Annotated in this window: 26 protein-coding genes and 1 riboswitch; of the genes, 14 read left to right on the forward strand and 12 right to left on the reverse strand. The window is 58.5% G+C overall.

Going from position 1 to position 24224, the window contains the following annotated elements; translation table 11 throughout:
* Window positions 1-86: 86 nt before the first annotated feature.
* Together gluQRS and dksA are read right to left on the reverse strand one after the other, a co-directional pair.
* Window positions 87-944, reverse strand: coding sequence for a tRNA glutamyl-Q(34) synthetase GluQRS (gluQRS, locus tag ACXAG1_RS07775; RefSeq protein ID WP_475119426.1), 858 nt, complete (start codon window positions 942-944; stop codon window positions 87-89).
* 146 nt (window positions 945-1090) lie between these two features.
* On the reverse strand, window positions 1091-1528 hold the full coding sequence (dksA, locus tag ACXAG1_RS07780) for an RNA polymerase-binding protein DksA (protein WP_043317502.1): 438 nt from the start codon (window positions 1526-1528) through the stop codon (window positions 1091-1093).
* Between the two features lie 295 nt (window positions 1529-1823).
* Between dksA and sfsA the strand changes: the two genes are divergently transcribed.
* Window positions 1824-2531, forward strand: coding sequence for a DNA/RNA nuclease SfsA (gene sfsA / locus ACXAG1_RS07785; RefSeq protein WP_475093748.1), 708 nt, complete (start codon window positions 1824-1826; stop codon window positions 2529-2531).
* 13 nt (window positions 2532-2544) lie between these two features.
* Here the strand turns inward: sfsA and ACXAG1_RS07790 are convergent, their stop codons facing one another.
* The 4 genes from ACXAG1_RS07790 to ACXAG1_RS07805 form a co-directional block, all read right to left on the reverse strand.
* The gene (locus ACXAG1_RS07790) at window positions 2545-2889 is read right to left on the reverse strand and encodes a Rieske (2Fe-2S) protein (RefSeq protein ID WP_043317498.1); all 345 of its coding nucleotides are present in this window, start codon (window positions 2887-2889) and stop codon (window positions 2545-2547) included.
* Between the two features lie 228 nt (window positions 2890-3117).
* Window positions 3118-4179, reverse strand: coding sequence for a S1C family serine protease (locus ACXAG1_RS07795; RefSeq protein ID WP_475093747.1), 1062 nt, complete (start codon window positions 4177-4179; stop codon window positions 3118-3120).
* Window positions 4180-4283: 104 nt separating this feature from the next.
* Window positions 4284-5171, reverse strand: a complete 888-nt coding sequence (gene htpX, locus ACXAG1_RS07800) for a protease HtpX (protein ID WP_475093746.1) — start codon at window positions 5169-5171, stop codon at window positions 4284-4286.
* A gap of 170 nt (window positions 5172-5341) precedes the next feature.
* Window positions 5342-5626, reverse strand: a complete 285-nt coding sequence (locus ACXAG1_RS07805) for a TfoX/Sxy family protein (RefSeq protein ID WP_475093745.1) — start codon at window positions 5624-5626, stop codon at window positions 5342-5344.
* 405 nt (window positions 5627-6031) lie between these two features.
* Between ACXAG1_RS07805 and ACXAG1_RS07810 the strand changes: the two genes are divergently transcribed.
* From ACXAG1_RS07810 to ACXAG1_RS07820, 3 genes are all read left to right on the forward strand, one after another.
* Window positions 6032-6760, forward strand: coding sequence for a M15 family metallopeptidase (locus ACXAG1_RS07810; protein WP_475119427.1), 729 nt, complete (start codon window positions 6032-6034; stop codon window positions 6758-6760).
* 19 nt (window positions 6761-6779) lie between these two features.
* On the forward strand, window positions 6780-7604 hold the full coding sequence (cysE, locus tag ACXAG1_RS07815) for a serine O-acetyltransferase (protein ID WP_475119428.1): 825 nt from the start codon (window positions 6780-6782) through the stop codon (window positions 7602-7604).
* Between the two features lie 102 nt (window positions 7605-7706).
* The gene (locus ACXAG1_RS07820; protein WP_475093742.1) at window positions 7707-8279 is read left to right on the forward strand and encodes a hypothetical protein; all 573 of its coding nucleotides are present in this window, start codon (window positions 7707-7709) and stop codon (window positions 8277-8279) included.
* Window positions 8280-8285: 6 nt separating this feature from the next.
* Here the strand turns inward: ACXAG1_RS07820 and ACXAG1_RS07825 are convergent, their stop codons facing one another.
* Together ACXAG1_RS07825 and ppa are read right to left on the reverse strand one after the other, a co-directional pair.
* Window positions 8286-8891: a DNA-3-methyladenine glycosylase I gene (locus tag ACXAG1_RS07825; protein WP_475119429.1), complete on the reverse strand. Its 606-nt coding sequence runs from the start codon at window positions 8889-8891 to the stop codon at window positions 8286-8288.
* 228 nt (window positions 8892-9119) lie between these two features.
* Complete coding sequence (gene ppa, locus ACXAG1_RS07830; protein WP_078085749.1) at window positions 9120-9656, reverse strand: inorganic diphosphatase; 537 nt, start codon at window positions 9654-9656, stop codon at window positions 9120-9122.
* 217 nt (window positions 9657-9873) lie between these two features.
* Here ppa and ACXAG1_RS07835 point away from each other — a divergent pair, with 217 nt between their 5' ends.
* The 3 genes from ACXAG1_RS07835 to ACXAG1_RS07845 all read left to right on the forward strand — a co-directional run bounded on the left by ACXAG1_RS07835 (window position 9874) and on the right by ACXAG1_RS07845 (window position 13978).
* Window positions 9874-11340, forward strand: a complete 1467-nt coding sequence (locus ACXAG1_RS07835; RefSeq protein ID WP_475119430.1) for a glutamine synthetase family protein — start codon at window positions 9874-9876, stop codon at window positions 11338-11340.
* 62 nt (window positions 11341-11402) lie between these two features.
* Window positions 11403-12800, forward strand: a complete 1398-nt coding sequence (locus ACXAG1_RS07840; RefSeq protein WP_475119431.1) for an aldehyde dehydrogenase family protein — start codon at window positions 11403-11405, stop codon at window positions 12798-12800.
* Window positions 12801-12808: 8 nt separating this feature from the next.
* Window positions 12809-13978: an iron-containing alcohol dehydrogenase gene (locus tag ACXAG1_RS07845; protein ID WP_475093738.1), complete on the forward strand. Its 1170-nt coding sequence runs from the start codon at window positions 12809-12811 to the stop codon at window positions 13976-13978.
* A gap of 5 nt (window positions 13979-13983) precedes the next feature.
* On the opposite strand, the gene ACXAG1_RS07850 is transcribed toward ACXAG1_RS07845, so the two are convergent.
* The 4 genes from ACXAG1_RS07850 to ACXAG1_RS07865 are packed head-to-tail and all read right to left on the reverse strand — an operon-like array spanning window position 13984 to window position 17890.
* Window positions 13984-14847, reverse strand: a complete 864-nt coding sequence (locus ACXAG1_RS07850; protein ID WP_475119432.1) for a phosphotransferase — start codon at window positions 14845-14847, stop codon at window positions 13984-13986.
* The gene (gene pnuC, locus ACXAG1_RS07855) at window positions 14844-15482 is read right to left on the reverse strand and encodes a nicotinamide riboside transporter PnuC (protein ID WP_475119433.1); all 639 of its coding nucleotides are present in this window, start codon (window positions 15480-15482) and stop codon (window positions 14844-14846) included. The genes ACXAG1_RS07850 and pnuC overlap by 4 nt, the downstream gene beginning before the upstream one ends.
* A 3-nt stretch (window positions 15483-15485) precedes the next feature.
* Window positions 15486-15746, reverse strand: a complete 261-nt coding sequence (locus ACXAG1_RS07860) for a YkoF family thiamine/hydroxymethylpyrimidine-binding protein (protein ID WP_066966529.1) — start codon at window positions 15744-15746, stop codon at window positions 15486-15488.
* A 14-nt stretch (window positions 15747-15760) separates the two neighbouring features.
* On the reverse strand, window positions 15761-17890 hold the full coding sequence (locus ACXAG1_RS07865) for a TonB-dependent receptor (protein WP_475119434.1): 2130 nt from the start codon (window positions 17888-17890) through the stop codon (window positions 15761-15763).
* Window positions 17891-17941: 51 nt separating this feature from the next.
* Window positions 17942-18057: riboswitch (TPP riboswitch) on the reverse strand.
* A 144-nt stretch (window positions 18058-18201) separates the two neighbouring features.
* On the opposite strand from ACXAG1_RS07865, the gene ACXAG1_RS07870 reads away from it, so the two are divergent.
* The 7 genes from ACXAG1_RS07870 to ACXAG1_RS07900 all read left to right on the forward strand — a co-directional run bounded on the left by ACXAG1_RS07870 (window position 18202) and on the right by ACXAG1_RS07900 (window position 24218).
* Window positions 18202-19200 (forward strand): LLM class flavin-dependent oxidoreductase, encoded by a 999-nt coding sequence (locus ACXAG1_RS07870; protein ID WP_475119435.1) that lies wholly within the window; start codon window positions 18202-18204, stop codon window positions 19198-19200.
* On the forward strand, window positions 19193-19606 hold the full coding sequence (locus ACXAG1_RS07875) for a hypothetical protein (protein ID WP_475119436.1): 414 nt from the start codon (window positions 19193-19195) through the stop codon (window positions 19604-19606). Before ACXAG1_RS07870 ends, ACXAG1_RS07875 begins: the two co-directional genes overlap by 8 nt.
* A gap of 15 nt (window positions 19607-19621) precedes the next feature.
* Complete coding sequence (locus ACXAG1_RS07880; protein WP_475119437.1) at window positions 19622-20554, forward strand: aldo/keto reductase; 933 nt, start codon at window positions 19622-19624, stop codon at window positions 20552-20554.
* A 42-nt stretch (window positions 20555-20596) separates the two neighbouring features.
* Entirely contained in the window at window positions 20597-21265 is a 669-nt protein-coding gene (locus ACXAG1_RS07885) for a DUF6064 family protein (RefSeq protein WP_475119438.1), read from the forward strand.
* Window positions 21266-21456: 191 nt separating this feature from the next.
* Complete coding sequence (locus ACXAG1_RS07890; RefSeq protein ID WP_043317464.1) at window positions 21457-22095, forward strand: RpiB/LacA/LacB family sugar-phosphate isomerase; 639 nt, start codon at window positions 21457-21459, stop codon at window positions 22093-22095.
* A gap of 114 nt (window positions 22096-22209) precedes the next feature.
* Window positions 22210-22656: a thiol-disulfide oxidoreductase DCC family protein gene (locus ACXAG1_RS07895; protein ID WP_475093728.1), complete on the forward strand. Its 447-nt coding sequence runs from the start codon at window positions 22210-22212 to the stop codon at window positions 22654-22656.
* Between the two features lie 173 nt (window positions 22657-22829).
* On the forward strand, window positions 22830-24218 hold the full coding sequence (locus ACXAG1_RS07900; RefSeq protein WP_475119439.1) for a glutamine synthetase family protein: 1389 nt from the start codon (window positions 22830-22832) through the stop codon (window positions 24216-24218).
* Window positions 24219-24224: the final 6 nt, after the last annotated feature.

The raw sequence follows: 24224 nt of genomic DNA on the forward strand, positions 1-24224 counted from the left end.
TGCACCGCCATCCATGGCGGTGAAGGTCTTGCAAAGACATACCCGGTATCGCCACCTTATCCCTGACCACATTGAGCCATTGATTGCTAGTTGAGCAATCGGTTGCGAATATCAACGGCTTTTCTATGCCAGTGCGCATTGGCCCACGAAAGCACACGCGCCGGCGTTTCGGATTCGAGTCCCGGTGGCGGATGAAACCCGAGAAAACCCAGCGCCTGAACAAGATTTTCCGAAGCCTTGTCGTCATCCAGTGGTGCAGCGTGATTCTGCTTGCTGAGTTTTTGACCGCCCTCATTCATCACCAGCGGCAGGTGACCGTATTCGGGTGGTTCGGCGCCGAGGGCGCGAAAGAGTTGCCGTTGAATGCCGGTGCAATCCAGCAGATCGGCGCCGCGCACCACGCAATTGATACCCTGTTCGATATCGTCGACGACGACGGCGAGCTGATAGGCATAGAGTTCGTCCTTGCGTTTGAGGATCGGGTCCTCGGTAACGGCCTGGGTTTGTTCACCCTGCCAGATATCCGAAAATTTTTCGGTGGCGCCGGCGCAGTGGAAGCGCAGGGCGTGGGGGCCCTGTTCGCCGACGCAGTCGCTGCGGCGGTGGCCGCCGGCTTTGCGTATCTGTTCGCGGGTGCAGGAGCAGGGGTACACCAGGTCTTGAGCGCGCAGTTGATCGAGCGCCTGTTGATAGAGTGAATAGCGCTGGCTTTGCCAGACAATCGGGCTGTGGCTGTGCAGGCCGTGGGCGTGCAGGGATTTCAGGATGCGTGCCGCGGCGCCGGGCATTTCCCGGGGCGGGTCCAGATCTTCCATGCGCACCAGCCAGTGTCCGCCATGGGCGATGGCGTCGAGGTGGCTGCCGAGGGCGCATACTAACGAGCCGAAATGCAGAGGACCGGTGGGGGAGGGCGCGAAGCGTCCGGTGTAACAGTGGGAAGTCATTTGTTTGGTGTGTGGCGCGTAGCGATCGGGCGGCACTGCGTAGGTGGTTCGTTCACAAGAAACCATCCATGGTGCGCTGCCCGGCCCGGCCATCCTTGGCCGGTCGTGAATTCGCGCAGCGAGCAGTGCTCGCTACGCGCGCGAATTCACCCAGAGATCTGTTTCTCTTTAATTTCCGCCAGGGTTTTGCAGTCCACACACAGGGTGGCGGTGGGACGGGCTTCCAGGCGGCGGATGCCGATTTCGACGCCGCAGGCTTCGCAAAAGCCATAGTCGTCCTGATCGATCAGCTCGATGGTGGAGTCTATTTTTTTGATCAGCTTGCGCTCGCGGTCGCGGGTGCGCAGTTCCAGGCTGAATTCTTCTTCCTGGCTGGCGCGATCCGCAGGGTCCGGAAAGTTCGCAGCTTCATCTTTCATATGAGTTACGGTGCGATCCACCTCTGCCATCAATTCGGCCTTCCAGGCCAGAAGCAGCTTGCGGAAATGCTCCTGCTGCTTCTCATTCATGTACTCCTCGCCCTTCTGTTCCTGATAGGGCTCAAAGCCGTGCAGAGAATCGGATTTCGCAGCAGTATTGGGCATAGTCATTGCCTCTCTCGTAAATCGGGCCCTACTTAATCGGGGCACTACAACCAAATTCAAGCCTAGCAGGCGAAAGCCTGGACCTCAGGCTGTATTAAAGCCGCTATCGCGACCAAGCCGTGGAAACTATCAAATCTCTCCCGACAGTGCCACAAAATGTTGCCGTACCGGCCTGCCACCGATGATCCTCCCACAATGGATGACCCGGTTGGTGTATTCTGGCGGCCAAAATTTCCCCAAGTTGTCGTCCACATCTACAAGTGATGACTTTTTGAGCAAAAAGCGAGAAGTCCCCGTGAAACTCAGCCCCCCACTGGCCCAGGGTAAACTCCTGCGCCGCTACAAACGCTTTCTGGCCGACATTGAATTACCGAATGGTGAAATTATAACCATTCACTGTCCCAACACCGGTTCCATGAAAAACTGCTGGGCAGAAAACACCCCCTGCTGGTACTCCGACTCGGGCAACCCGAAACGCAAATACCGCCACACCCTCGAACTCTCCACCACCCCCGAAAGCGCCCTCGCCGGTGTAAACACCGGGCGCGCCAACCACCTCGTGGAAGAAGCCATTCGAAATGGCGTGGTGAAAGAGTTGCAGGGGTACGAAACCCTGCGCCGGGAAGTGAAATACGGAGAGGAAAACAGCCGCATCGACTTCCTGCTCAGCGGTGAGCAGGGCGACTGCTATGTAGAAGTAAAAAACGTCACCCTCGCTGAAGGTGCGCGTGGACTCTTCCCCGACGCCGTCAGCGCCCGCGGCAGCAAACACCTGCGCGAATTACAGAAACTCGCCCAGACCGGCACCCGCGCCGTCCTCTTCTACTGCGTCCAGCACACCGCCATCGAAACCGTAGAAGCCGCCGCCGAAATAGACCCCGTTTACGCCGCCGCCTTGAAAGAAGCCGTCGCCGCAGGCGTAGAAGTCATCGCCTACCGGGCCAAACTCGACGCAGAAGAAATCTGCCTTATCGAGCCAGTACCCTATCGGTCCGTCGAATAATTGAGCGGATTAATCAGTCCGCCAACAACACATAGAGCCCGTCCTGTGCGTACTCCACCGGTACCGGCGTCAGCGCATCCCCCGCACAGGGCCCTGCAATGCATTCCCCGGTGCTGATCTCAAACAACGCACCGTGGGAAGCACACTGGATCAACGCCTTCTCCGAATCCAGAAACTGATCCGGCTGCCACTCCAGGTTGATTCCCCGGTGCGGGCACACATTCTTGTAGGCGTAGACCTCACCGTCTTTCTTCACCGCAAAAACATTGTCCATCCCAGCGCTCTTCTCACCCAGAGAAAAGCCTTTGGAATCGCCTTCGTTGAGGTCTTCGTAGCCGCAGAGGAAATGTTTTTGCATGGGGAAAACTAACGCTTAATAAGTGATAACTGAGCACGCAGTGTAGCGAAAAGATGGCAGGGAAAACTACCTGAGGAGTTGGGGCGAAGGCGGCGATGCCGGGTAAGGCCTTGTGAGACCTTCAAAAACATGGATGTTTTTGCAGAGCCCCCAGGGATGGGTGCACGGCGTGTCTCACAAGGCCTTACCCGGTAGCGGCGCCGCCACCGGAGTAGCAAGCGGAGTCAATCAGGGAGCCGCAAGAACAAGAGAAGTCTGATAAGCCTCCCCGTCCCGCAAATAATCCACCCGCACCCGATCCCCAGGCTGCCGGTTCTCCAGCAAATTCATCAAATCGTCGTAATTGTTCACCGGCTGGCCATCGATCCCCACAATCACATCACCCAGCTGCCAGCCACCACGGCTGCCACGATAAACCCCGCGCAGCCCCGCCTTCTCCGCCGGCATCCCCGGCGCCGTGCGCAGCACCGCCACACCGGTAAAATCGTAACGGCTCGCCCACTGGTCCGGCGCCGACTCAATCCCCAGAATCGGCCGCACCAAACGACCGTGGGCAATCAACTCCGGCACGATTTTCTTCACCGTATCCACCGGAATCGCAAAACCAATACCGACACTCGCGCCGCTAGGGCTGTAAATCGCCGTATTCACCCCAATCAGCCGCCCGCTACTGTCCAGTAGCGGGCCCCCGGAATTCCCCGGATTGATCGCCGCATCCGTCTGAATCACATTGCGAATCGTCCGGTTCCCCGCCGCCTCAATCTCCCGCCCAAGCGCGCTCACCACCCCCGTCGTCAGCGTTGTATCCAGGCCAAACGGATTGCCAATCGCCAGCACCTTGCGGCCAACGGCAAGGCCTGCAGATTCACCCGCCACCAGCGGTTTCAGCAATTCCTGCGGCGCATTGATCTTCAATACCGCCAGATCTTTCTCCGGCGCCGATCCCACCAGTTGCGCAGGCCACTCACTGCGATCCTGCAGGGTAATAGTGATCTTGCGTGCCTTCTCGATCACGTGGAAATTGGTCACCACATGCCCCTGGTCGTCCCAGATGAACCCGCTGCCGGAACCCTTGGGCACCGAGTGCAAGCGCAGGGTCCAGCGGTCGCGCACCAGCGTCTCATTGGTGACAAACACCACCGACGGACTGGCAAAATTGAACACCTGCATGGTGTTGGTTTCATCGTCGGTAGCGAACTGGGGAACGCGGGAATCGGCGCTGGCGCCGATAGCGAGGCAGGTAAGAGCGAGGGTAATGGCGAAACGGGAGAAAAAATTGATCACAGTCATAGCGTGGGCGGATTCCTGCGTGAATTATTAATTTGGCCGCAGGGCCGGTTCGAAAGTAGTGCCCGAGATGGGCACTACTTTAAGGTGCGGAATAAAAGCTGCGGTCAACGAGCAGAATTTTGCAGCGCCAGGATCCGATCCTCAAGGGGCGGGTGGCTGGCCAGCAGGGCGGCCATGCTGTTGCCGTAGATACCGAAGGCCTTCATGTTGGCCGGCAGCGGCTCCTCACGGCCCGCCTCGGACTCGGCCTTGATGCGCGCCAGTGCCGCAATCATCGCATTGGGGCTCGCCAGGTGCGCACCAGCCGCATCCGCGCGATATTCGCGGCGGCGACTGAACCAGGCCACCACCATCATCGCAAAGAACCCGAAAACGATATCCATCACGATAGAGGTGATGTAGTAGCCGATGCCCAGCCCCTGTTCGTTGCGCAGCAATACCCGGTCCACAAAGAAACCTACAAGGCGCGCGAAGAACATCACAAAGGTGTTCACAACTCCCTGGATCAAGGTCAGGGTAATCATGTCGCCATTGGCGACGTGACCGATTTCGTGACCGATCACCGCGCGGGCTTCGTCGCGATTGAAGCGTTGCAGCAGTCCGGCACTCACCGCCACCAAGGCACTGTTGCGGTTCCAGCCGGTGGCAAACGCATTGGCCTGGGGCATGGGAAATATACCCACGTCAGGCATACCGATACCCGCTTTCTGGGACAGCTCGCGTACGGTTTCCACCAGCCAGCGCTCGTCCGCGGTTTGTGGCTGGTCGATGATCTGTACTCGCATGCTCTTGCGCGCCATAAACTTCGACAGCAGCAGCGAAATAAACGCGCCGCCAATGCCGAAAATGGCACACATCAGCAGTAGTCCGGGCAGGTTCAGGTTGACGCCGTTAGCGTCGAGAATTCCCTGGATCCCCAGCAGGTTGAAGATGATGCCGACCAGCACCATCACCGCCAGGTTGGTAAGCAGGAATAGCCCTATACGCAGCATGTGCATTCTCCGAAGGGTAAGCAGAAACCGAATAATAATAAGGTGGAACCATCAGTCCCACAGGGCGATTGATACCGCGCGGCGGGCCTTTCCGGTTTCGCTTTAGATAGGGTCGTGTCAGACCAATTGCAAGTCAGGAGAAGGCAAATTTGAACGGGAAGATACCGGGGTCAGGCGCTGTCCTTACGCGACAGCAGTTGCTCGGCTTCACTGACTAGGTTGGCTTTCAGGTCCGGGTCCAGATCGTTCCAGTGGACGTCGAGTATTGCGCCCTGCAGCGCGTAGAGAAGAACCCGCGAGGCATTGATGCCGCGGCGGCGAATACTGGCGAATGCCTCGGCCGGGCCGACGCGATGCAGGTCATCCAAATTGCGGATGCCGATGGAATGCAGGATGTTTACGGAGGCAAGTCCCAGGTTTTTCAGTTTCAACAACTCTGACTGACTTGGGTGCATAAAATTCTTCCCTGAACTTTTTGACAGTGTGGCAATCGCTAGTCCTTTGCGCCTGCCTGAGGTGGCCCGGTGAACCTCTCACTCAACCCGGCCCAACTGTAACGGGCGCTCAACATAGCACAAAAAAATAAAAGGCCAAACCGCCAACTATTCTTGATCGATGGCCATCTTCGCGACCATTGGACAGCGCCTTGTGCGGTGCCTGACGGGCGTTACCAATTGCAGTAAAGTGACGAAACATTGGCGTTGGTCGAAATGCATCGTCGGGTACAATTGTGCTATTTAGTCAGGCCTGCAGCAAAAGCCTAGTCTGCATTTCGTACTTTTGCAGGTCGCCCGTTTCTGTTTCGTCGCTCCCAGTGGGCGATTGGGCCCGGACCGGGACGTTTCAAAGTTGGGAGTCTGATGCACCCATTAATCCGAGACATGCTGTTCGGGCTCACCGATGCCCACGTCATCCTCGAGCCGGAATCCGGTCAACTGATGCATCCGGAGGCGCTCACTGCGTTCGACCAGTTGCGTCGCGATGCGCGCGATGCCGGCTTCGAGCCCAAAGTCATCTCCGGGTTCCGGGGATTTGAGCGCCAGCGGACCATCTGGAATGCCAAGGCTTCGGGGCTGCGGCCGGTGTTGGACAGCGACGGCTGCCCGCTGGAGCTGGGACAAATGTCGCCTGAGGACATTCTGTTCGCCATCTTGCGCTGGTCCGCTCTGCCCGGTGCTTCGCGCCATCACTGGGGGACGGATTTCGATGTGATTGATGCCGCTGCGGTGCCGGAGGATTATCCGGTACAGCTGACGCCGGAGGAGGTTGCCGATGACGGTGTCTTTGGTCCGTTTCACCGCTGGCTGGATGAGCGCATCGCCGCTGGTGAAAGCCGCGGGTTATTTCGCCCCTATGACGAGGACCGCGGTGGTGTGGCGCCGGAGCGCTGGCACTTGAGTTATGCGCCGCGCGCCCGTGAGTTTCAGGACCTGCTGAGCGAGCGGGTACTGATAGAGCAGATTCTGAGCTGTGGAAAAACACAGGAGCTTTCGCTGACAGACTGCATTTGTGCGCAGATGCCGAAAATCTATCCGCGTTTTATTGCGATACCGGATGCCGCTTACCCAAAAAATATCACCCGCCTGTAGGCGGAGTGTTGCTACAGGAGTGAATACCATTTCTTTAAGCGATGTGAATGACCGCGCTTTGAAAGAGCGCGATATCTGGTCCGCGATGCGTGCGGAGGCCGCTGTGGCGGCTTCGGGTGAACCGGTGCTGGCCAGCTATTTTCACAACACGGTGCTACGCCACAACAGCATCGATCGTGCTCTGGCTTACCAGCTGGCGTCGGTGCTGGATCACGCGGCCTTGACCGCCACTGCCCTGCAGGAAGTCATCGCCGCGGCGCTCGCGGATGACCCCTCTATTTCTCAGTGCATGCAGGCGGATATCTGTGCCTGGTTCGACCGCGACCCCGCTTGCGATCAGTACCTGATGCCGTTTCTCTACTTCAAAGGCTTCCACGCTCTGCAGTCTCATCGCATCGCGCACTGGTTGTGGAAAAAAGGGCGCCACACTCTGGCGCTGTACTTCCAGAGCCAGGTATCTGAACAGTTCGCGGTGGATATCCACCCTGCGGCCCGCTTTGGCTGCGGCATCATGATCGATCATGCCACCGGGTTTGTGGTGGGTGAAACCTGTGTGGTGGAAGACGATGTCTCCATCCTGCACTCTGTCACCCTGGGCGGCAGTGGCAGTGGCGGTGGCGACCGTCACCCCAAAATTGGTCGCGGCGTCATGATTGGCGCGGGTGCCAAGGTGCTGGGGCCTGTACAGATCGGGGAGGGTGTAAAGATAGCCGCGGGCAGCCTGGTACTGCGAGATGTTCCCGCCCATTCCACCGTAGCGGGTGTGCCAGCGCGGGTCGTGGGAGGAAAATGTGAAGGGGCACCGGCCTACACAATGGATCAGACACTGGATTCCGATGATTAAATTGGTTTGAATAGTTGTTGCAAATTACGCCTCTGGGGCGAATAAAATAAAAATGCCGGTAACCAACGGCATCACTATCGAGACCACAATTGAGGTAACGGAATGACGGAATCGACGTACAGCGTTATTTTCCGCGGCGATCTTGAGCCGGGATACACGGTGGCGGATGTGAAAGCCAATTTCGCGCGTCTGTTCAAAGCTGGCCCGGAAACCGTGGAAAAGCTGTTTAGCGGTCGCCCGCTGGCGATCAAAAAGGGACTGAGCCAGGCGCAGGCGGAGCAATTGCAGGCCACCCTGGCCCGTCACGGCGCCCTGTCCTCCGTCAAGCCGGAAGGCGAACCGGAGCAGCCCGCCGCGCCTAGCCCCGCGCCACAACCGGTCGAGTCCCCGGCAGCGCAAGCTGAGCCCGCGCGGCAAGCAAGCCCGGAGCCTGAGGCGGCGCCGGAAGGTGGTCTCTCCCTCGCGCCAATGGAAGGGTATCTTCTCAAGGATCACGAGCGCAGCAAGATTGCCCCGGTAAAGGTGCCGGTAAGCCATTTGAGCCTGAAGCCCGCCGGCGGGAATCTGGTGGAGGCGAGTGAACAACAGGCGCCTCCACCGGTTCAGGTGCAGGTGCCGAACTGGCAGCTGGGTAGCCATATTACCGGTAAGGCAAAATTCAAGCTGCCCGAATGATCGGGCTCATGGCCGCTTGAAGTTTTTCCTGGCCTTGTCCACTGCCTTGCGGGTCGCGCAGCCTTCCGCATGGTCATTGATCAGTCCCATTGCCTGCATAAACGCGTAAACGGTGGTGGGGCCGACGAATTTCCAGCCGCGCTTTTTCAGATCTTTGGAAATGGCCTTGGAGACGTCGGAAGTGGAAGCGGTTTGCGGCGCGATATTCACTGACTCTTCCGGCTCAAACTTCCAGAAATAGGCCGCCAGTGAACCTTCCTCTTTCACCATTTCGCGGGCGCGCTGAGCGTTGTTGATCACCGCCTCTATCTTTCCCCGGTGGCGCACAATGCCCGCGTCCTGCAGCAGCCGCTCTACATCCTTCTCAGAATATTTCGCCACCTTGTTGAAGTCGAACTGCTTGAACGCTTTGCGAAAATTTTCCCGTTTGGCGAGGATGGTTCGCCAGCTCAGCCCGGATTGAAACCCTTCCAGGCAGATCTTCTCAAACAGGCGCTGGTCGTCGTCCACCGGGAACCCCCACTCGTTGTCGTGGTAGGGGAAGAAGTCGTCGGTGGCTGCGCACCAGCCGCAACGGGGCTTGCCGTCGGGGCCATTGATGGTGGTTGGCATGAAAGCTGCTCCGAATAAATAGACCCGGCTATTTAACGGGCACAAAAAAGCCGGCGCAAGGCCGGCTTCTTATGTTCGAGAAAATTACCCAACAGGTGAACAGTGCGGGCAAAAAGTACTCGATTGCCATCCATGGCGAGGCCCAGGTGTGTTCGATCTGGCCCCGGCCCCGCCATCCCTGGCGGGTCGCTAAACCGCGCGCAAAGCGATGCTTTGCAAGCGCGCGACTTAGCCCTCTTCTTTCAGGTAGCGCTCGCGGGAAGCCATTACTTCCTTGCGCGCCGCGTCAGCGTCGGCCCAGCCGTCTACCTTCACCCACTTGCCTGCTTCCAGGGCTTTGTAGTTTTCGAAGTAGTGCTCGATCTGCTTGATCAGCAGCTCCGGCAGGTCGCCGATTTCATTAACGTGGTCGTACAGCTTGGTCAGCTTGGTGTGCGGTACCGCCAGCAGTTTGGCGTCTACACCGGATTCGTCGGTCATGTTCAGCACGCCGATCACGCGGGAGCGGATTACGGAGCCAACCATTACCGGGTAAGGCGCGACAACCAGCACGTCCAGGGGGTCACCGTCTTCAGACAGGGTCTGGGGTACGTAGCCGTAGTTGGCCGGGTAGAACATGGGGGTAGCTACGAAACGGTCTACGAATACCGCGTCGGCGTCCTTGTCCACTTCGTATTTGATCGGATCGTGGTTGGCGGGGATCTCGATGATTACGTTGATATCGTTCGGCAGTTCTTTGCCCGGGGAAACCTTGTCGAAGCTCATTGCTGGTCCTGACTCTTTTGCTGAAAAGGGTGATCGGAAAATTTGGAGGCCGGATTATATACCCTGAGCGGTTGCTTACATAGGTGTCAGCGTGACCGTTCAAAAACTGTTCAAAACCCCCGGGCTACGGGGGTTAGACTATCCTGTAGCCAAGATTCTGCCCGTCGCGATCCAGCAGCCTGGAAGCGGCGGAGCGGTCACAATAACGGAGCATCTCATGGACGAGTCCACCGAACTGCCGCCATCCTCGCCGGCATCCATCGCCACTTCTGTCTCTGCCCCGTGCCCCGCGGCCAACGGCACACCCCGAGCGCTGAATCCCCGTGAGGTACGCACAGTGGAGGAGGCCAGGCGAATCGTGGAAGCGCGCAACCTGACCCATGTGAAGGTGGGGCTGTTCGATAACGACGGGGTGATGCGCGGCAAGTACATGAGCCGGGAGAAGTTCTTCTCCGCTCTCGACAAGGGCTTTGCTTTCTGTGATGTGGTACTGGGCTGGGATATCCAGGACCAGCTATACGACAACGCCCGCTATACCGGTTGGCATACCGGCTACCCCGATGCACCGGTACGTATCCTGCCCCACACCTGTCGCGAGGTGCCATTTGAGGATGGCATGCTGCTGTTCCTCGCCGAGTTCGAGGGCGCGGCGGAGGCGGTGTGTCCGCGGGCACTGTTGCGGCGCGTGATCGAGCGCTGTGAGAAGGCCGGCTTTGCGCCCCATGCGGCGCTGGAGTACGAGTTCTTCGTGTTCGACGAGACCCCGGATTCCGCCCGCGCCAAGGGCTACCGGGACCTGAAGCCGTTTACCCCCGGCTGGTTTGGCTACTCGATGATTCGCAATTCCGTACACGCGGACCTTTACCACGAGATTCTGGCGTTTGCCGAGCAGATGGATTTCCCCATCGAGGGGCTGCATACGGAAACCGGACCCGGTGTGCTGGAGGCGGCGATCACTGTCGACAATGCGGAGGCGGCCGGCGACAAGGCGGCACTGTTCAAAACCTTTATCAAGGTGCTGGCGGAGCGGCGTGGCCTGATGGCGACCTTTATGGCCAAGTGGTCCAATGATTATCCCGGCCAGAGCGGCCATATTCACGTCTCTCTGCGCAATAAAAAAGACAACGCCTCAGCGTTTTATGCCGAAGGCGAGCTCTACTCCATGAGCGATATCCAGCGGCACTTTCTCGCCGGTCAGCAGCGATTGATGCCGGAATTGTTGTGTATGGTTGCGCCCACCATCAACAGTTACCGGCGCATGATCCCGGGCTTCTGGGCGCCAACTGACGCCACCTGGGGTGTGGAAAACCGCACCGCGGCACTGCGGGTAATACCCGGCAGCGATAAATCCCAGCGCCAGGAGTACCGGCTCGGCGCCGCCGATGCCAATCCCTATCTCGCCCTGGCCGTTGCGCTGGGCTCCGGTCTTTACGGCATCGAGCAGGGTTGGGAACCGGGCGAAGCCGTGCAGGGAAATGCGTATGAAGCGGAGCATCCCGAGGAGCTGGCACTACCGCGCACCCTGTGGGATGCGGCGCAAAAGCTCAAGCAATCGAAAGCGGCACGCGACCTGTTTGGCGACGCGTTTGTCGAGCATTTCGCCGCGAGTCGAGAGTGGGAAGAGCGGGAATACCGCAAGCATATCGGCGACTGGGAATTGCAGCGTTACTTCGAAATTATTTAATTCCGCCCCCTTAATCGAGTCCCATATTCGACCCCTTGTTCAGGCAGGAAGCCGATAGATTTATGCAAAAAATCCAGTGCACCTCTCCGATCGACAACAGCGTTTATGTCGAACGACCGCTGGCCACGGAATACGAAATCCAGAACGCGTTGAGCAGCGCTGAAGGTGCACAGCAGAGCTGGAAACGGGTACCTGTGTCCGAGCGCGCGGCACTGGTACGCGCCGCAGTGGACGTCCTGCAGCAGAAAAAGGCGCAACTGGCGGAAGAGATCTGCTGGCAGATGGGGCGGCCAATTCAGTACGCTGGTGGTGAAATCGACGGCCTGGCCGAGCGCGCGCTGTTTATGGCAGATCTGGCCGAAAACGAAAATGGCCCGCTGGCGGATATTCGGTTGTCGGAAAAGCCGGGATTCAATCGCTTTATTCGCCGGGAGCCACTGGGAACCAGCTTTGTGATCGCCCCCTGGAACTATCCCTACCTGACCGCTATCAATGCGATCGCGCCGGCAATACTGGCGGGCAACAGTGTCATCCTCAAACACTCTGCACAAACACCGCTGTGCGCTGAGCGCCTGGTGCAAGCATTTACCGAGGCTGGATTGCCGCAAGGCGTTTTCCAGTATTTGCATCTGGATCACCGGGACGCAGAACAGATCCTTATCAACGGCGGTGTGCAGCATGTGGCGTTTACCGGCTCCGTCGCCGGCGGGGCTGCGGTGGAAAGTGCGGCAGCCGGACGTTTTCTCTCTGTTGGCCTGGAGCTTGGCGGAAAAGATCCGGCATACGTGCGCGCCGATGCCGACCTCGAATATGCGGTAGCCTCGGTTGTGGACGGGGCCTTTTTCAACTCCGGTCAGTCCTGCTGTGGCATCGAACGGGCTTATGTTCACGAATCGCTGTTTGAAGAATTTGTGCGGCGTGCGACTGCGCTGATTCGCGAGTATCGCCTCGGCCGCTCGGATCAGCAGTCCACAACGCTTGGCCCACTGGTGCGTGCCAGTGCGGCGGACTTTGTGCGTGACCAGATTGATGAGGCTGTGGAGCAGGGTGCTCAGGCACATATTGATGGCGGAGATTTTGAGCTGGACCAGCGCGGCAGTGCTTATATGGCTCCGCAGCTGCTTACCAACGTCAATCACAATATGCGGGTGATGAGTGAGGAATCTTTTGGCCCGGTATTGGGGGTGATGCCGGTGGCGGGTGATACCGACGCACTGTCGCTGATGAACGACAGCGAATACGGCCTCACCGCCGCCATCTATTCTGCAGATCCAGAGGCCGCACGGGCGCTAGGAGATAAGCTGCAGACCGGCACGGTATTCCTGAATCGCTGCGATTATCTCGACCCTGCTCTGGCCTGGACCGGCGTCAAAAATTCCGGACGCGGCTGCACCTTATCCGGTGTCGGCTTCGAACATCTCACCCGCCCGAAATCCTTCCACTTCAAGTTAAACCTCTGAGTCAGACCATGTCCGACAATCAATTTTCTACCAATTGGAATTACCCAACCGCCATGCGTGTCGGCCCCGGGCGCGTTGGCGAATTACCGGACCTGTGCAGGGAGATGGGCATGGCAACGCCCATGCTGGTAACCGACCCGGGCCTTGCAGCACTGCCGATGGTTCAGAACCTTGTGGAGAACTGCCTGTTGGCCGGAGTGTCGCTTACGGTATTCAGCGAGATCAAGGGCAATCCCACCGGCAAGAATGTGAGTGACGGCGTTGCTGTGTTCAAGGCTCATGGCTGCGACGGTGTGATTGCCTTTGGTGGCGGCTCTGCACTGGATGCGGGGAAAGCGATTGCGCTGATGGTCGGGCAGACTCATCCCATCTGGGAATTCGAGGATGTGGGCGATAACTACCTGAAGGTAAATACTCGCGGCATGGTGCCGGTGATTGCGGTACCCACCACCGCCGGTACCGGTTCGGAAGTGGGGCGCTCATCGGTGATTACCGACGAGGGCGCCAAGCTAAAGAAAATCATTTTCCACCCGCGTATGCTGCCGGAAATTGTTCTTCTCGACCCTGAGCTCACTCTGGGGCTGCCAGCGCCGATTACCGCCGCGACCGGAATGGACGCGCTGTCACACAATCTGGAGGCCTATTGCTCGAACAATTTCCACCCCATGGCGGAAGGGATTGCCCTGGAGGCAATGCGCCTGATCAATGTCTACCTGCCGCGTGCAGTGGCCGATGGCAATGACCTGGAAGCGCGTATGCAGATGCTGGTGGCGTCCAGTATGGGGGCTACGGCTTTTCAGCGCGGGCTCGGCGCCATGCACGCGCTGGCGCACCCTCTCGGAGCGCTCTACGACAAACACCACGGTCTGTTGAACGCGATTCTGATGCCCTATGTGCTGAGTGCCAACAGGGTGGCCATCGAGGAGCCCATGAGCCGATTGTCCCGCTATCTGGCGCTGCCAGGTGCGGGTTTTGCTGGGGTGCTGGATTGGGTATTGTTTTTTCGGCGGGACTTCGGCATCCCCAATACGTTGGCGGAAATCGGTATTGGTGAGGAGGACGCGGATCGGATCGCAAATATGGCTGCAGAGGATCCTTCGGCACCGGGGAATCCGTTGCCGCTATCTGTGGACGACTACCGGGGCGTTTTTCTCGATGCCTGCCGTGGAAATCTTTAAGGGCGTCAGGGCAGCTCAGCCAAAAGGTCATTAATTTCAGACTTGAGCGCTGCCCGTGACATTGGCGGCGTTTCTGTATTGTGAATCTGAATTGTGTACCAGAGTATCGCCAGATAGCGGTAAACCTGCTGCCACCGCTGGAGCTTTTCCAGATCCCCGTCTGTGACCGGGCGCTGTAAATACCCCTCGAGCAGCACCTGCTGCTGATCATTCTCCATTTCAAACTCGAGGGTTACCGTGGCCAGATCGAAATAGGGGTGGCCGCAGGCCGCATACTCCCAGTCGATTGCGTACAGCCTCGAGAGTTCACCCACAAGCAGGTTCGCGGGCAGCAGGTCGTTGTGGCACAGGCAGTGATTGTTCGTGATCTGGCTGCATTCTATTAGCCGCGGCCGGAGTTTTTCCCGCAGTAGTTTCAGCGACGGGGAGAGAGAATCACTCGTGTTGATCGACTGCCAGTAGGTTTTGGCTTTGCCGGCGTAGTTGAGGTGTTTTGAGATTGGCGGAAGCTGGTGTATTTGCCGCAGCATCCGCGACAGTTCAGCAATCGCGTCCGGCTCTGATAATTCCAGTGGCCTGCCGTCAATGTAGCGGGTGACCAGATAGCGGTAGGCGGGGTCGACATATACCAGCGGGGCACTCAGTCCTGCGCTACCGGCGCGCGCCAGGGCTTCCGCTTCTGCGGTTCGGTTCAGGTCAAGGGCATCGGAGTTGTCTGCATTGATACGCAGTACCAGTCTTTCGTCGCCAGCCTGAAGCAGAAGGCTCTGGTTGGTCAGCCCACCACCGAGCGGGCGAACGATAACCGGTTGCTGGTCGCTCCAGTGTCGCCATTCATCGGCGAGCAGTTTGTCGACCTGTGCATTCATACCGCGACCGGTTGCTCCGGCTCGGAATGTTGCTGGCGATACAGCGCATACCACTGGAAGAAGCCAATGATCACAAGCACGACATACAGTACGAACAGCAGGGCGGTGAGATACATGCCGCGGTCGATATACAGATAAATGGCTGCGCCATCGATCACGATCCAGTAGAGCCAGTTCTCCAGTACCTTGCGGGTGACCATATAGGTGGTTACCACGGCGCCCCAGGTGGTAAAGGAATCCAGGTAGGGCAGGGCGGCGCTGGTATAGTTATCCAGCACATAGCCAAATATCAGGGTGAGCACGCCTACGCCCGCGAATGCGTAAAGGTGCATGGCTGCAGACCAGCGGTGAATATGCAGCTTTTCACCTTCTCTATTGCGATGCCGCCACTGCCACCAACCGTACACCGCGATCACCAGATAGAAAACCTGCAGCGCCGATTCTATCAACAGGCTGACATCCCAGAACAGGAACAGGTAGATGGCGGTACTGGCAAAGGCGGCGTACCAGCACAGGATATTTTCCCGCATGGCGAGCAGCAGGTAGGTCAGCGCCAGCACTACCGCCGCCACTTCCCATAGGGTCATGGCGGCGTAGGCGGAGGCGATGGCTTCGCGAATTTCCGGGGAGAGCATGGATCAGAGCCCGATATTGGGGTTCAGGTCGCCGTCGATAAATTTGCACACGAAAATAGCGCGCCCGAACTGCTCCCAGGATTTGCGCATTTCCGCTTTGAGCACGTCCATCACCACATCGTAATCACCGAATACCTGGGTGCTCATGGTATTGGAGATGACCTGCAGCTGCGGCTGTTCATTCAGGCGCTGGATAAAATCCTTGATGGCCGGGATGTACTCGTCTTTCAGCGGGTACATGCTGATTTCTACGGAGAGTTGCATATCAAGGCTCCCAATTAAAAGGTGTAGCTGCCGGAGATGCCCGCGGTGCGCGGTTCACCCAGCTGGTAGTAAGCCTCCGGGGCGTAGCCGTTGGCCGGATTGTTGCCGAACTGGTTGCTGAAGTAGAAACCGCGCGTGTAGATCACTTCGTCGGTCAGGTTTCTTCCCCACAGGGACAGGTCCCAGTTGTCGCCGCGGTAGGTGAGGCGTGCGTTGACCAGTTCGTAGGCGGTGGACTTCTCATTGTGGCTGTTGGAGAAGTAAAAGTCGTCTTTGCCTTCCAGTTCCACGCGCGCGCTCAGGTTATTGGTCAGCGCGTACTCCGCTCCGGTGAAATACTGGTAGTTGGGCGCGTGGGCCAGGTCGCGGCCGCCAAGGTCTACCGGTGAAGTCTCGCCGGTATTGTCATCGCGGCCGTCGACGTGGGTGCTGCTGACAAAGTCTTCGAATTCCGCATTCAGCCAACCGAAGGTGGCGAAGAGTTGCAGGCTATCGCTGGCCTGGAAGTTGATTTCCGCTTCGATACCGGTGCTGTGACCGCCAGCGGCATTGGCCAGGTAGTCATCGAAGGAAAAGTCTTCCGGGTTGAAAATGGATTGCTTGGCCTGAACGTCGCTGCGGTCCTGGTAAAAAGCGGCGACCTGAGCCTGCAGGCGGCTTTCCAGCCAGTCACCTTTTACCCCGAATTCGTAGTTCAGCATGCTCTCGGTATCGAACAGGAAGGTCTCGCTGCCGATGGCCGGATTGTTTTCTGAGGCGGAAATAATACGGCCGTTGACGCCACCCGCCTTGTAACCACGCGAGAGGGTGCCGTACAGCATGGTGTTGTCAGTGGCGCTGAACTGCAGGGTGATATTGCCGCCCCACAGGTCTTCGCTGGTATCGCTGGTGACTTGAAGATTGTCATTGTAGTCCGCGCGGCGCTGCTCCAGGCGCAGTCCGGTAATCAATTCAAAGCGCGCGCCAAGCTCGGTATTCAGCTGTCCGTAAACCGCGGCATTGTCGGTATCGAACTGGCTGGTAAAACTGGCGTTGCGCTCCAGCGCTTCTTCTTCGGTGCGAAGGTAGACACCGGCTACCCAGCCGGTGCTGCCGCCAAACAGGCGACTTTCGTCGGTGGAGACCAGGCGTACATCGGCGCTCAGGTTGTCGCGGTCGCGCAGATAGTTGTCGGTGGAGACGTACTCCCAAGGGTGGAAGCCAACGTAAGACCAGTCTTCATCGTAGCCGTATTCGGTGTCGGAACTGGCAGCACTCAATACTGAGTTGACGGTGAACAGTTCACTGGAGGTCCATTGGGTGCTGACTGCACCGGCGAGGGTTTCCTGGCGGTCCCAACCCGGTTGGTCGGACTGTGTGGTGCGGGAGTTATCGAAACTGAAGGCGTCGTAGCCGTTGTCCGCATCCAGGTAGAAGAGGGTGAAGTTCAGCTGCAGGTCGTCGCTGGCCTGGTAGCGCAGCTTGCCGCGGGCCACGGTCTCATCAATATTGTTGGTGTCTTTGCGGTCCAGGTAACGGTTGTGCACATAGCCGTCGGATTGCTGGTTCTGCACCGCGAAGCGGTAGCTCAGCTGCTCCGACAGCGGGCCACTGGTGACCGCGGAAAGAGTGTGGGAGCCGTAGCGGGCGGCTTCGGCGGATACCTTTGCAAAGGTTTCCGCGGTCGGCGCATTGCTGGTCATACTCACCAGACCGGCCAGCGCGTTGGCGCCGTACACGGTGCCCTGGGGGCCACGCAGGATTTCCACCTGCTGCATATCCAGGGTGCTGGCGGCGAGGCCCAGACCGGTAAAGTCGATACCGTCGACGATCAGGCCCACAGAGGGATTCACCGGGTCGATAAACTGGCTGCGCTCACCGATACCGCGGATCTGCACGAAACGGCCACGGGAGGCGCCGCTGGAGAAATTCACGTTGGGGGCCAGGTTCAGTAATTGCTCAAGGTTGGTAGCGCCGCGGGTTTCGATGGCGGCGGCATCCAGCACGGATACGCTGGTGGGGGTGTCGAGCTGGCTGGTGGCGCGCAGTTGGCTGGTGACCACTACTTCCTCGATGGCCGTTTCCGCGAGCGCGGCAGTGCTGACCAGCGCGGTTACAGCGCCAATGGCGTGGGCGAGTGGTTTGAAAACGTTATTGGTATTCATGGCTCTCTCGTACAAATCAGTGAGAGACCCGGAGCGCGACGTGAAGAGGGGAGCTGGTGGACTACCTATTCCTACGCCGGTATTAGCCGGATCAGGTTCAAGGGTTTCCTGTCGAGTCTTCAATGACTCTACAGCATCTCAGGCTTTCGCCACCCCTTAGGTTGTGCATGAGTTTTTGCGGGCGCGATCCTATCAGATAAGCGAAGTGTCAGGAACTGTGGTGTGCACGGAGAACAGCTTCGATAGGATGGTCATATCTGAATCGCCTATTGTGCTTTTTCGCGCAAGGCCAAACGCGTACAGGAGTTGATATGCGCGCTTTTTCACTACTGGATCTCTCGCCCATCACCGAGGGAAGCGACGCCCGCACGGCGTTGATGAACTCCCTGGACTTGGCACAGCACGCGGAACGCTTCGGTTACCGCCGCTACTGGATGGCGGAGCACCACAATATGACCGGTGTGGCCAGTGCGGCGACGGCGGTGGCGCTGGGTCATATTGCCGCGGGTACAGACAAGATTCGCGTCGCCGCTGGCGGCGTTATGCTTCCGAACCACGCACCGCTGGTGATTGCCGAGCAGTTCGGCACCCTGGCTGCGCTCTATCCGGACCGGGTCGATCTCGGGCTGGGGCGAGCGCCGGGCACCGATGGCGCCACCATGACCGCTCTGCGCCGGGATCCGCTGCACGCCGCAGATCACTTCCCGGAAGATGTGCGCGAGCTGTTGCGCTACTTTGCCCCGGAGAAGCCGGGCCAACGGGTGCGCGCAGTGCCGGGGGCCGGGCTGCAGGTGCCGATCTGGCTGCTGGGCTCCAGTCTCTACAGCGCGCAGCTGGCTGCGGCCATGGGACTGCCGTTTGCCTTTGCTTCCCATTTTGCCCCCGCCATGCTGGATCAGGCGTTGCATCTCTATAGAACACAGTTCAAACCTTCGGAATCGCTTGCTGAACCCTATGCCGCCGCAGCGATCAATGTGTTTGCCGCGGACGACACGGTAGAGGCGCGCAAGCTGATGACCTCCATCGAGCAGCAGTTTGTCGCCCTGCGCCGGGGCACCCCCGGGAAAATCAAACCGCCGGTGGATGACCCTGAGACCATCGCTGGCCCCGCCGAGCGCATGCAGGTAGCGCAGGCGCTGGCGGAGAGCGCGGTGGGTACGCGGGATACCGTGGCTGCCTGGATTGACCGTTTTGTTGAGCGGACCCGGGTGGACGAGCTGATCGTCACCGGCGCGATTTACGATCACACCGCGCGCCTGCGCTCCTTTGAGCTGGCAGCCGAGATTTTGCGGGAGCGAGTGGATGGCTGAAACTGCCCAGATCGATCGACAGATGCACTGGCGATGGTTCCTCGCCCACTTCTTGTTTGTACTGGTGGCGTGGACGCTGTTTATCAAATACCTGTTTCCCATCGCGGTTGCGCTTTCTAGCGGTGCGCCCTGGCACATTCATGTGTACTGGGATCTGTGGCCGGTGGCGCATCTGTGGCTGGGCTGGGCGCTACTCAGGCAGCCGGGCTACCTGCGCACTCTGGCCATCGTGATGTCCGTGGTAGAGGTCGTGATTATCGTCACCAAGTTTGCGCTATTTCTGGCCGAGCCCGAGTGGGATATCTGGCGAACCAACTGGTTCGTTAACAAGGTCTTTGTGCTCGCCTGTTTTATTCTGGTTCTCGCGACTGCACTGGCGCGACCGCGCGCATTAAGTGCCCAATAAATAGAGGAAGCCACCATGGAAGGTAAGACGCTACGCCGTCAATTTCTCAAAATGCTCGGGGCGGGTGTGGTCAGTGCCTGGGGCTTTCCGGGGTTGGCCAGTGCTCAGTCTCCGGCATTGCTGTCTAAGCCAATCCCCAGCAGCGGCGAATCGCTGCCGGTGATCGGTATGGGTACCTGGCGCACGTTTAATGTGGGCAAGGATCCGGAGTTGCTGGCTGCGCGCACTCAGGTACTGAAGGCCTTTTTTGCCAGCGGTGGTGGCCTGGTCGATTCGTCTCCCATGTATGGCTCCGCAGCGGATACGCTCGGCTTTGCTCTGAAACAGTTAGGTATCCCGAAAACACTGTTCAGTGCGGAAAAGGTCTGGAGCCCCGCCGGTGGCACTTCTCGTGAACAGGTCGCCAGCCTTGCCGAACGCTGGGGATTGAAAACTTTTGATCTGGTTCAGGTACACAATCTGGATGACTGGCAGGAGCATTTAGCCGTACTGCGTGAACTGAAGGCGAGTGGTGTTATTCGCTATCTCGGTATCACCACTTCCCACGGCCGCCGTCACCAAGAGTTTGAACAGGTGATGGCGAGCACGGAAATCGACTTCGCCCAGATGACCTACAACATCACCCACCGTGAGGTGGAAGCGCGGCTATTACCGCTGGCACGGGAAAAGGGTATTGCCGTTATCGCCAACCGCCCCTACGACGGTGGCAGCCTGATCAAGGGGTTGAAGCGCAGGGAAAAAGTACCCGCCTGGGCAACGGCGGAATTTGGCTGCCGCACCTGGGCGGATTTCCTGCTCAAGTTTATCGTCAGCCATGCGGCGGTGAACTGTGCCATTCCGGCAACCTCGCGGGTGGAGCACATGAACGAAAATATGGCGGCGGGCGCTGCGCCGCTGCCGGATGCAAAGACACGACAGAAAATGGTCGCGTATATCGATTCTCTGTAAATCCATTCTTCCCCTAAAAAGTACCGACTAAGTGGGCGCACCATGAGCGAGTGGAATAGCTACCAGATCCAGGATTTTGTTCCCTTCAGTGCGGATGTGTACTTCCGCATGCTGGAACGAATGGGGGAAACCTTCTGGCCGCTGCAGCTATTTACCCTCGCGACAGGGATTGCGGCGCTGATATGCGCATTGCGCGGAAAATCCCGTATGGCGCTTCTGCTTCTTGCGCCGGTATGGGTATTTGTCGGGGTGGCTTTTTTTGCACAGCGCTACGCAAATCTGAACTGGATCGGGCAATTTCTCGGTTGGATCTGGATTGCGCAGGCGGCGCTGCTGGTTTTGCTTGCGGCGACAGGGCGCGGCACTGCGGGTCCCGTGGAGTCCCTCTCAGCAAGCAGCATCACCGGTGTACTGATTTCCCTGGTTGGTTTCCTGATGTTTCCGTTGCTGGCGCCGGTGCTTGGTGCCAGTTGGACTCAGGCGGAAGCGTTCGGCTTGCACCCGGATCCCACAGCGGTGGTGAGCCTCGCTATTTTTATGATCGCCCTGCGTGGCGGGGCTCAGTGGTTGACCTGCCTGGTCCCCCTGCTGTGGATCACGCTATCTGCGCTCACGCTGCAGGTACTCGATGCGCCATGGTGGCCGGCTTTGTTCGCAGTGGCCGCCATGGCCGTCGGTGGGGTGTTTAGCGGGCTAAGTACCCGAACGTGAAGATTGTGGCCTTGCAAAGCTGTCTGACCGGTTTTTATTAATCGGCCAAACACATATAATCCCTCAACGGAATATAGCCTCTATCGACCCGGTCTGATTGTTTTTTGATCGGGCATCGATAGTGACCCCTGTCCCCCGTCCTGCTTCTGCTTAAAGATGGTAGAGAGACGGGTACAACCGGAGACCAAATAATGAAAATCGCATTGATGAACGAATTCAGCCAGGCATCCAAAAACGCCGTGGTTCTGAAAGAGCTGCAGGACGTTGCCGGCGAACTGGGCCACACCGTGTACAACACCGGTATGAGCGACGACAACGATCACCGCCTGACCTACATCCACCTGGGCATCATGGGCAGCCTGCTGCTGAACTCCAAGGCCGTGGACTTCGTGGTAAGCGGTTGTGGCACCGGCCAGGGCGCGCTCATGTCCCTGAACGCATACCCGGGCGTAACCTGTGGCTATTGCATCGATCCGGCTGACGCCTTCCTGTTTGCCCAGATCAATAACGGCAACGCGCTGGCCATTCCCTTCGCCAAGGGCTTCGGTTGGGGTGCGGAGCTGAACATTCGCTATATGTTCGAAAAAGCTTTCACCGGCGTAAAAGGCCAGGGCTACCCGCCGGAGCGCAAAGAATCCCAGGTGGCCAACGCCGGTATCCTGAACCACATCAAGGAAGCCACCGGAAAAGCCTACCTGGACGGCCTTAAAGCCATCGATCCGGAGCTGGTGAAAACCGCCGTAACCGGCGAGCGTTTCCAGGCTTGTTTCTTCGAAAACAGCCAGGACCAGGAACTGACCGACTTCGTGCGCAGTGTGCTGGATTCCTGAGTGAAGCCGCGCTAAACAGGCGCCGCTTTCAAAAGGCCGCTGCGGAAACTCCGGGGCGGCCTTTTTTGTTATAGTCGTTTGCTACTTTTCGTTTCTGGCGAGGGACCTGCTCAGATGTCCAAGGGAAAACGGAACGCTACCGTGCCCTATCTTCAGGAAGGCGAACGCGCGGTCCTGTTCGACGGGGTTTGCCGGCTGTGTTCCTTCTGGGCGCGCTTTCTACTGAAGTTCGATCGCCATCGCCGCCTGATACTCGCCACTGTGCAGTCGGAAGAGGGGCAGGCGATCCTGTCGTTTTTCCATATGCCCCTCGATGAATATGAAACCCTGCTTCTGGTTGAAAGTGGCCAGATGTACGTAAAATCTGACGCGATACTCCGCATTCTAAAACTGCTCCCCTTTCCCTGGCCGATACTCACCTGCTTTCGATTGATTCCGCCATCGGTACGCGACTGGATTTACGACCGCGTCGCGCGCAACCGGTATCGGTTGTTCGGAAAAAATGCGGTATGTGTGGTTCCGAGTGCAGAAGAGGAAGCTCGCTTTCTCCGTAAAAGATAGAAGTTCCCCGGCTCATGGGGCGCGTTCGAACTTTACACGCTGGCGCGCCTGTCGGATGTCTGGATTCGCCGACCCGATAGGAAAGCCTATCCTCTGTTTGAAGACTTTCCTCTACACTGCGGACTCCATTTCAATTCTTTGGCCAATCTCCTGGCCAATTTACTGGAGCCCCTATGAGTCAGCCCGATGTACGTACCTGGCTGGAAAACCTTCCCGAAGCCTTCCTCGCCTACCTGAACGGCCGCCGCCTGGATGAGGTGGAGTGCATTGTCCCGGACCTGAATGGCATGTCGCGGGGCAAGGCGATGCCGTTGAACAAGTTCTCCCCCGAAGCGCCGATCTTCCTGCCTATCTCCATCTTCTACCAGACCATCACCGGCCAGGATGTGGAGATGGATATCGAAAACCAGTGGGCGGAAAGCGATATGGCGCTGGTGCCGGATATGTCCACCGCCATGGCGGTTCCCTGGGCAAAAACGCCGGCACTGCAGATTATTCACGACCTGCAGGATCTCGACGGCAACCCGATTCCCTGCGCGCCGCGCAACGTGCTGAAGCGGGTAATTGCCATGTACCGGGCGCGGGGCTGGCAGCCGATTGTGGCGCCGGAGCTGGAGTTCTATCTGACCCGGCCGAATGTGGATCCCAATGAGCCGATCCAGCCACCCATCGGTCGCAATGGTCGCTCGGGTACTTCCCTGCAGTCCTATTCCATGACCGCCATCGACGAATACGGCCCGGTTATCGATACCATTTATGAGTTTGCCGAGGCCGCGGGCCTGCATATCGACTCGGTGATTCAGGAAGACGGCGCCGGCCAGGTGGAGTTCAACCTGCCACACGGCGATCCGCTGCTGCTCGCCGACCAGGTGTTTTACTTCAAGCGCATCATCCGCGAGGCGGCGCTGAAAAACGGTATGTTTGCCACCTTTATGGCCAAACCCATGCGCGATCAGCCCGGCAGCGCCATGCATATTCACCAGAGCGTGGTGGACGTCCATACCGGCGGCAATGTGTTTTCGGCGGCAGACGGCAGTGCCTCGGACCTGTTCCGTTACTTTATCGGCGGCACCCAGAAACATTTGCGGGAAATCATGCCGTTTATCGCGCCCAACGTGAATTCCTACCGCCGCTACGTGCTGTCGGATAACTCCAGCGCGCCGACCAATATCGGCTGGGGCTACGACAACCGCGCCACCGGCCTGCGGGTACCCAACTCCGGTGCGCAGGATCGCCGTCTGGAAAATCGTGTGGTTGGAGTCGATGCGAATCCCTATTTGGCGATTGCGGCAAGTCTGGTGTGTGGTTATCTCGGCATGATCAACGGTATCGAGCCGAGCGCGCCGGCCGCGTCGGAACTGGATGAAGAGCAGGAAGAAAGCTTCTATATCCCGCTGACTTTTGATGAGGCGTTGCGCATCTTCGACGATGCCGATGAGTTGCGCCAGGCAATAGGGGAGGACTTCTGCCAGCTCTACGCGGCGGTAAAGTACGAGGAGATGCGCCTGTTCCACCGGGAGATTTCCCCGTGGGAACGGCAACACCTTTTACTGAACGTTTAGTTACTG

Source organism: Microbulbifer sp. ABE4_465, from assembly GCF_056160765.1.

Excerpts from the sequence above, each read along its gene's own strand:
- gluQRS (WP_475119426.1), bottom strand. The coding sequence starts at position 944 with ATGACTTCCCACTGTTACACCGGACGCTTCGCGCCCTCCCCCACCGGT.
- dksA (WP_043317502.1), bottom strand. The coding sequence starts at position 1,528 with ATGCCCAATACTGCTGCGAAATCCGATTCTCTGCACGGCTTTGAGCCC.
- ACXAG1_RS07790 (WP_043317498.1), bottom strand. The coding sequence starts at position 2,889 with ATGCAAAAACATTTCCTCTGCGGCTACGAAGACCTCAACGAAGGCGAT.
- ACXAG1_RS07795 (WP_475093747.1), bottom strand. The coding sequence starts at position 4,179 with ATGACTGTGATCAATTTTTTCTCCCGTTTCGCCATTACCCTCGCTCTT.
- htpX (WP_475093746.1), bottom strand. The coding sequence starts at position 5,171 with ATGCTGCGTATAGGGCTATTCCTGCTTACCAACCTGGCGGTGATGGTG.
- ACXAG1_RS07805 (WP_475093745.1), bottom strand. The coding sequence starts at position 5,626 with ATGCACCCAAGTCAGTCAGAGTTGTTGAAACTGAAAAACCTGGGACTT.
- ACXAG1_RS07810 (WP_475119427.1), top strand. The coding sequence starts at position 6,032 with ATGCACCCATTAATCCGAGACATGCTGTTCGGGCTCACCGATGCCCAC.
- ACXAG1_RS07820 (WP_475093742.1), top strand. The coding sequence starts at position 7,707 with ATGACGGAATCGACGTACAGCGTTATTTTCCGCGGCGATCTTGAGCCG.
- ACXAG1_RS07825 (WP_475119429.1), bottom strand. The coding sequence starts at position 8,891 with ATGCCAACCACCATCAATGGCCCCGACGGCAAGCCCCGTTGCGGCTGG.
- ppa (WP_078085749.1), bottom strand. The coding sequence starts at position 9,656 with ATGAGCTTCGACAAGGTTTCCCCGGGCAAAGAACTGCCGAACGATATC.
- ACXAG1_RS07835 (WP_475119430.1), top strand. The coding sequence starts at position 9,874 with ATGGACGAGTCCACCGAACTGCCGCCATCCTCGCCGGCATCCATCGCC.
- ACXAG1_RS07840 (WP_475119431.1), top strand. The coding sequence starts at position 11,403 with ATGCAAAAAATCCAGTGCACCTCTCCGATCGACAACAGCGTTTATGTC.
- ACXAG1_RS07845 (WP_475093738.1), top strand. The coding sequence starts at position 12,809 with ATGTCCGACAATCAATTTTCTACCAATTGGAATTACCCAACCGCCATG.
- ACXAG1_RS07850 (WP_475119432.1), bottom strand. The coding sequence starts at position 14,847 with ATGAATGCACAGGTCGACAAACTGCTCGCCGATGAATGGCGACACTGG.
- pnuC (WP_475119433.1), bottom strand. The coding sequence starts at position 15,482 with ATGCTCTCCCCGGAAATTCGCGAAGCCATCGCCTCCGCCTACGCCGCC.
- ACXAG1_RS07860 (WP_066966529.1), bottom strand. The coding sequence starts at position 15,746 with ATGCAACTCTCCGTAGAAATCAGCATGTACCCGCTGAAAGACGAGTAC.
- ACXAG1_RS07865 (WP_475119434.1), bottom strand. The coding sequence starts at position 17,890 with ATGAATACCAATAACGTTTTCAAACCACTCGCCCACGCCATTGGCGCT.
- ACXAG1_RS07870 (WP_475119435.1), top strand. The coding sequence starts at position 18,202 with ATGCGCGCTTTTTCACTACTGGATCTCTCGCCCATCACCGAGGGAAGC.
- ACXAG1_RS07875 (WP_475119436.1), top strand. The coding sequence starts at position 19,193 with ATGGCTGAAACTGCCCAGATCGATCGACAGATGCACTGGCGATGGTTC.
- ACXAG1_RS07880 (WP_475119437.1), top strand. The coding sequence starts at position 19,622 with ATGGAAGGTAAGACGCTACGCCGTCAATTTCTCAAAATGCTCGGGGCG.
- ACXAG1_RS07885 (WP_475119438.1), top strand. The coding sequence starts at position 20,597 with ATGAGCGAGTGGAATAGCTACCAGATCCAGGATTTTGTTCCCTTCAGT.
- ACXAG1_RS07890 (WP_043317464.1), top strand. The coding sequence starts at position 21,457 with ATGAAAATCGCATTGATGAACGAATTCAGCCAGGCATCCAAAAACGCC.
- ACXAG1_RS07895 (WP_475093728.1), top strand. The coding sequence starts at position 22,210 with ATGTCCAAGGGAAAACGGAACGCTACCGTGCCCTATCTTCAGGAAGGC.
- ACXAG1_RS07900 (WP_475119439.1), top strand. The coding sequence starts at position 22,830 with ATGAGTCAGCCCGATGTACGTACCTGGCTGGAAAACCTTCCCGAAGCC.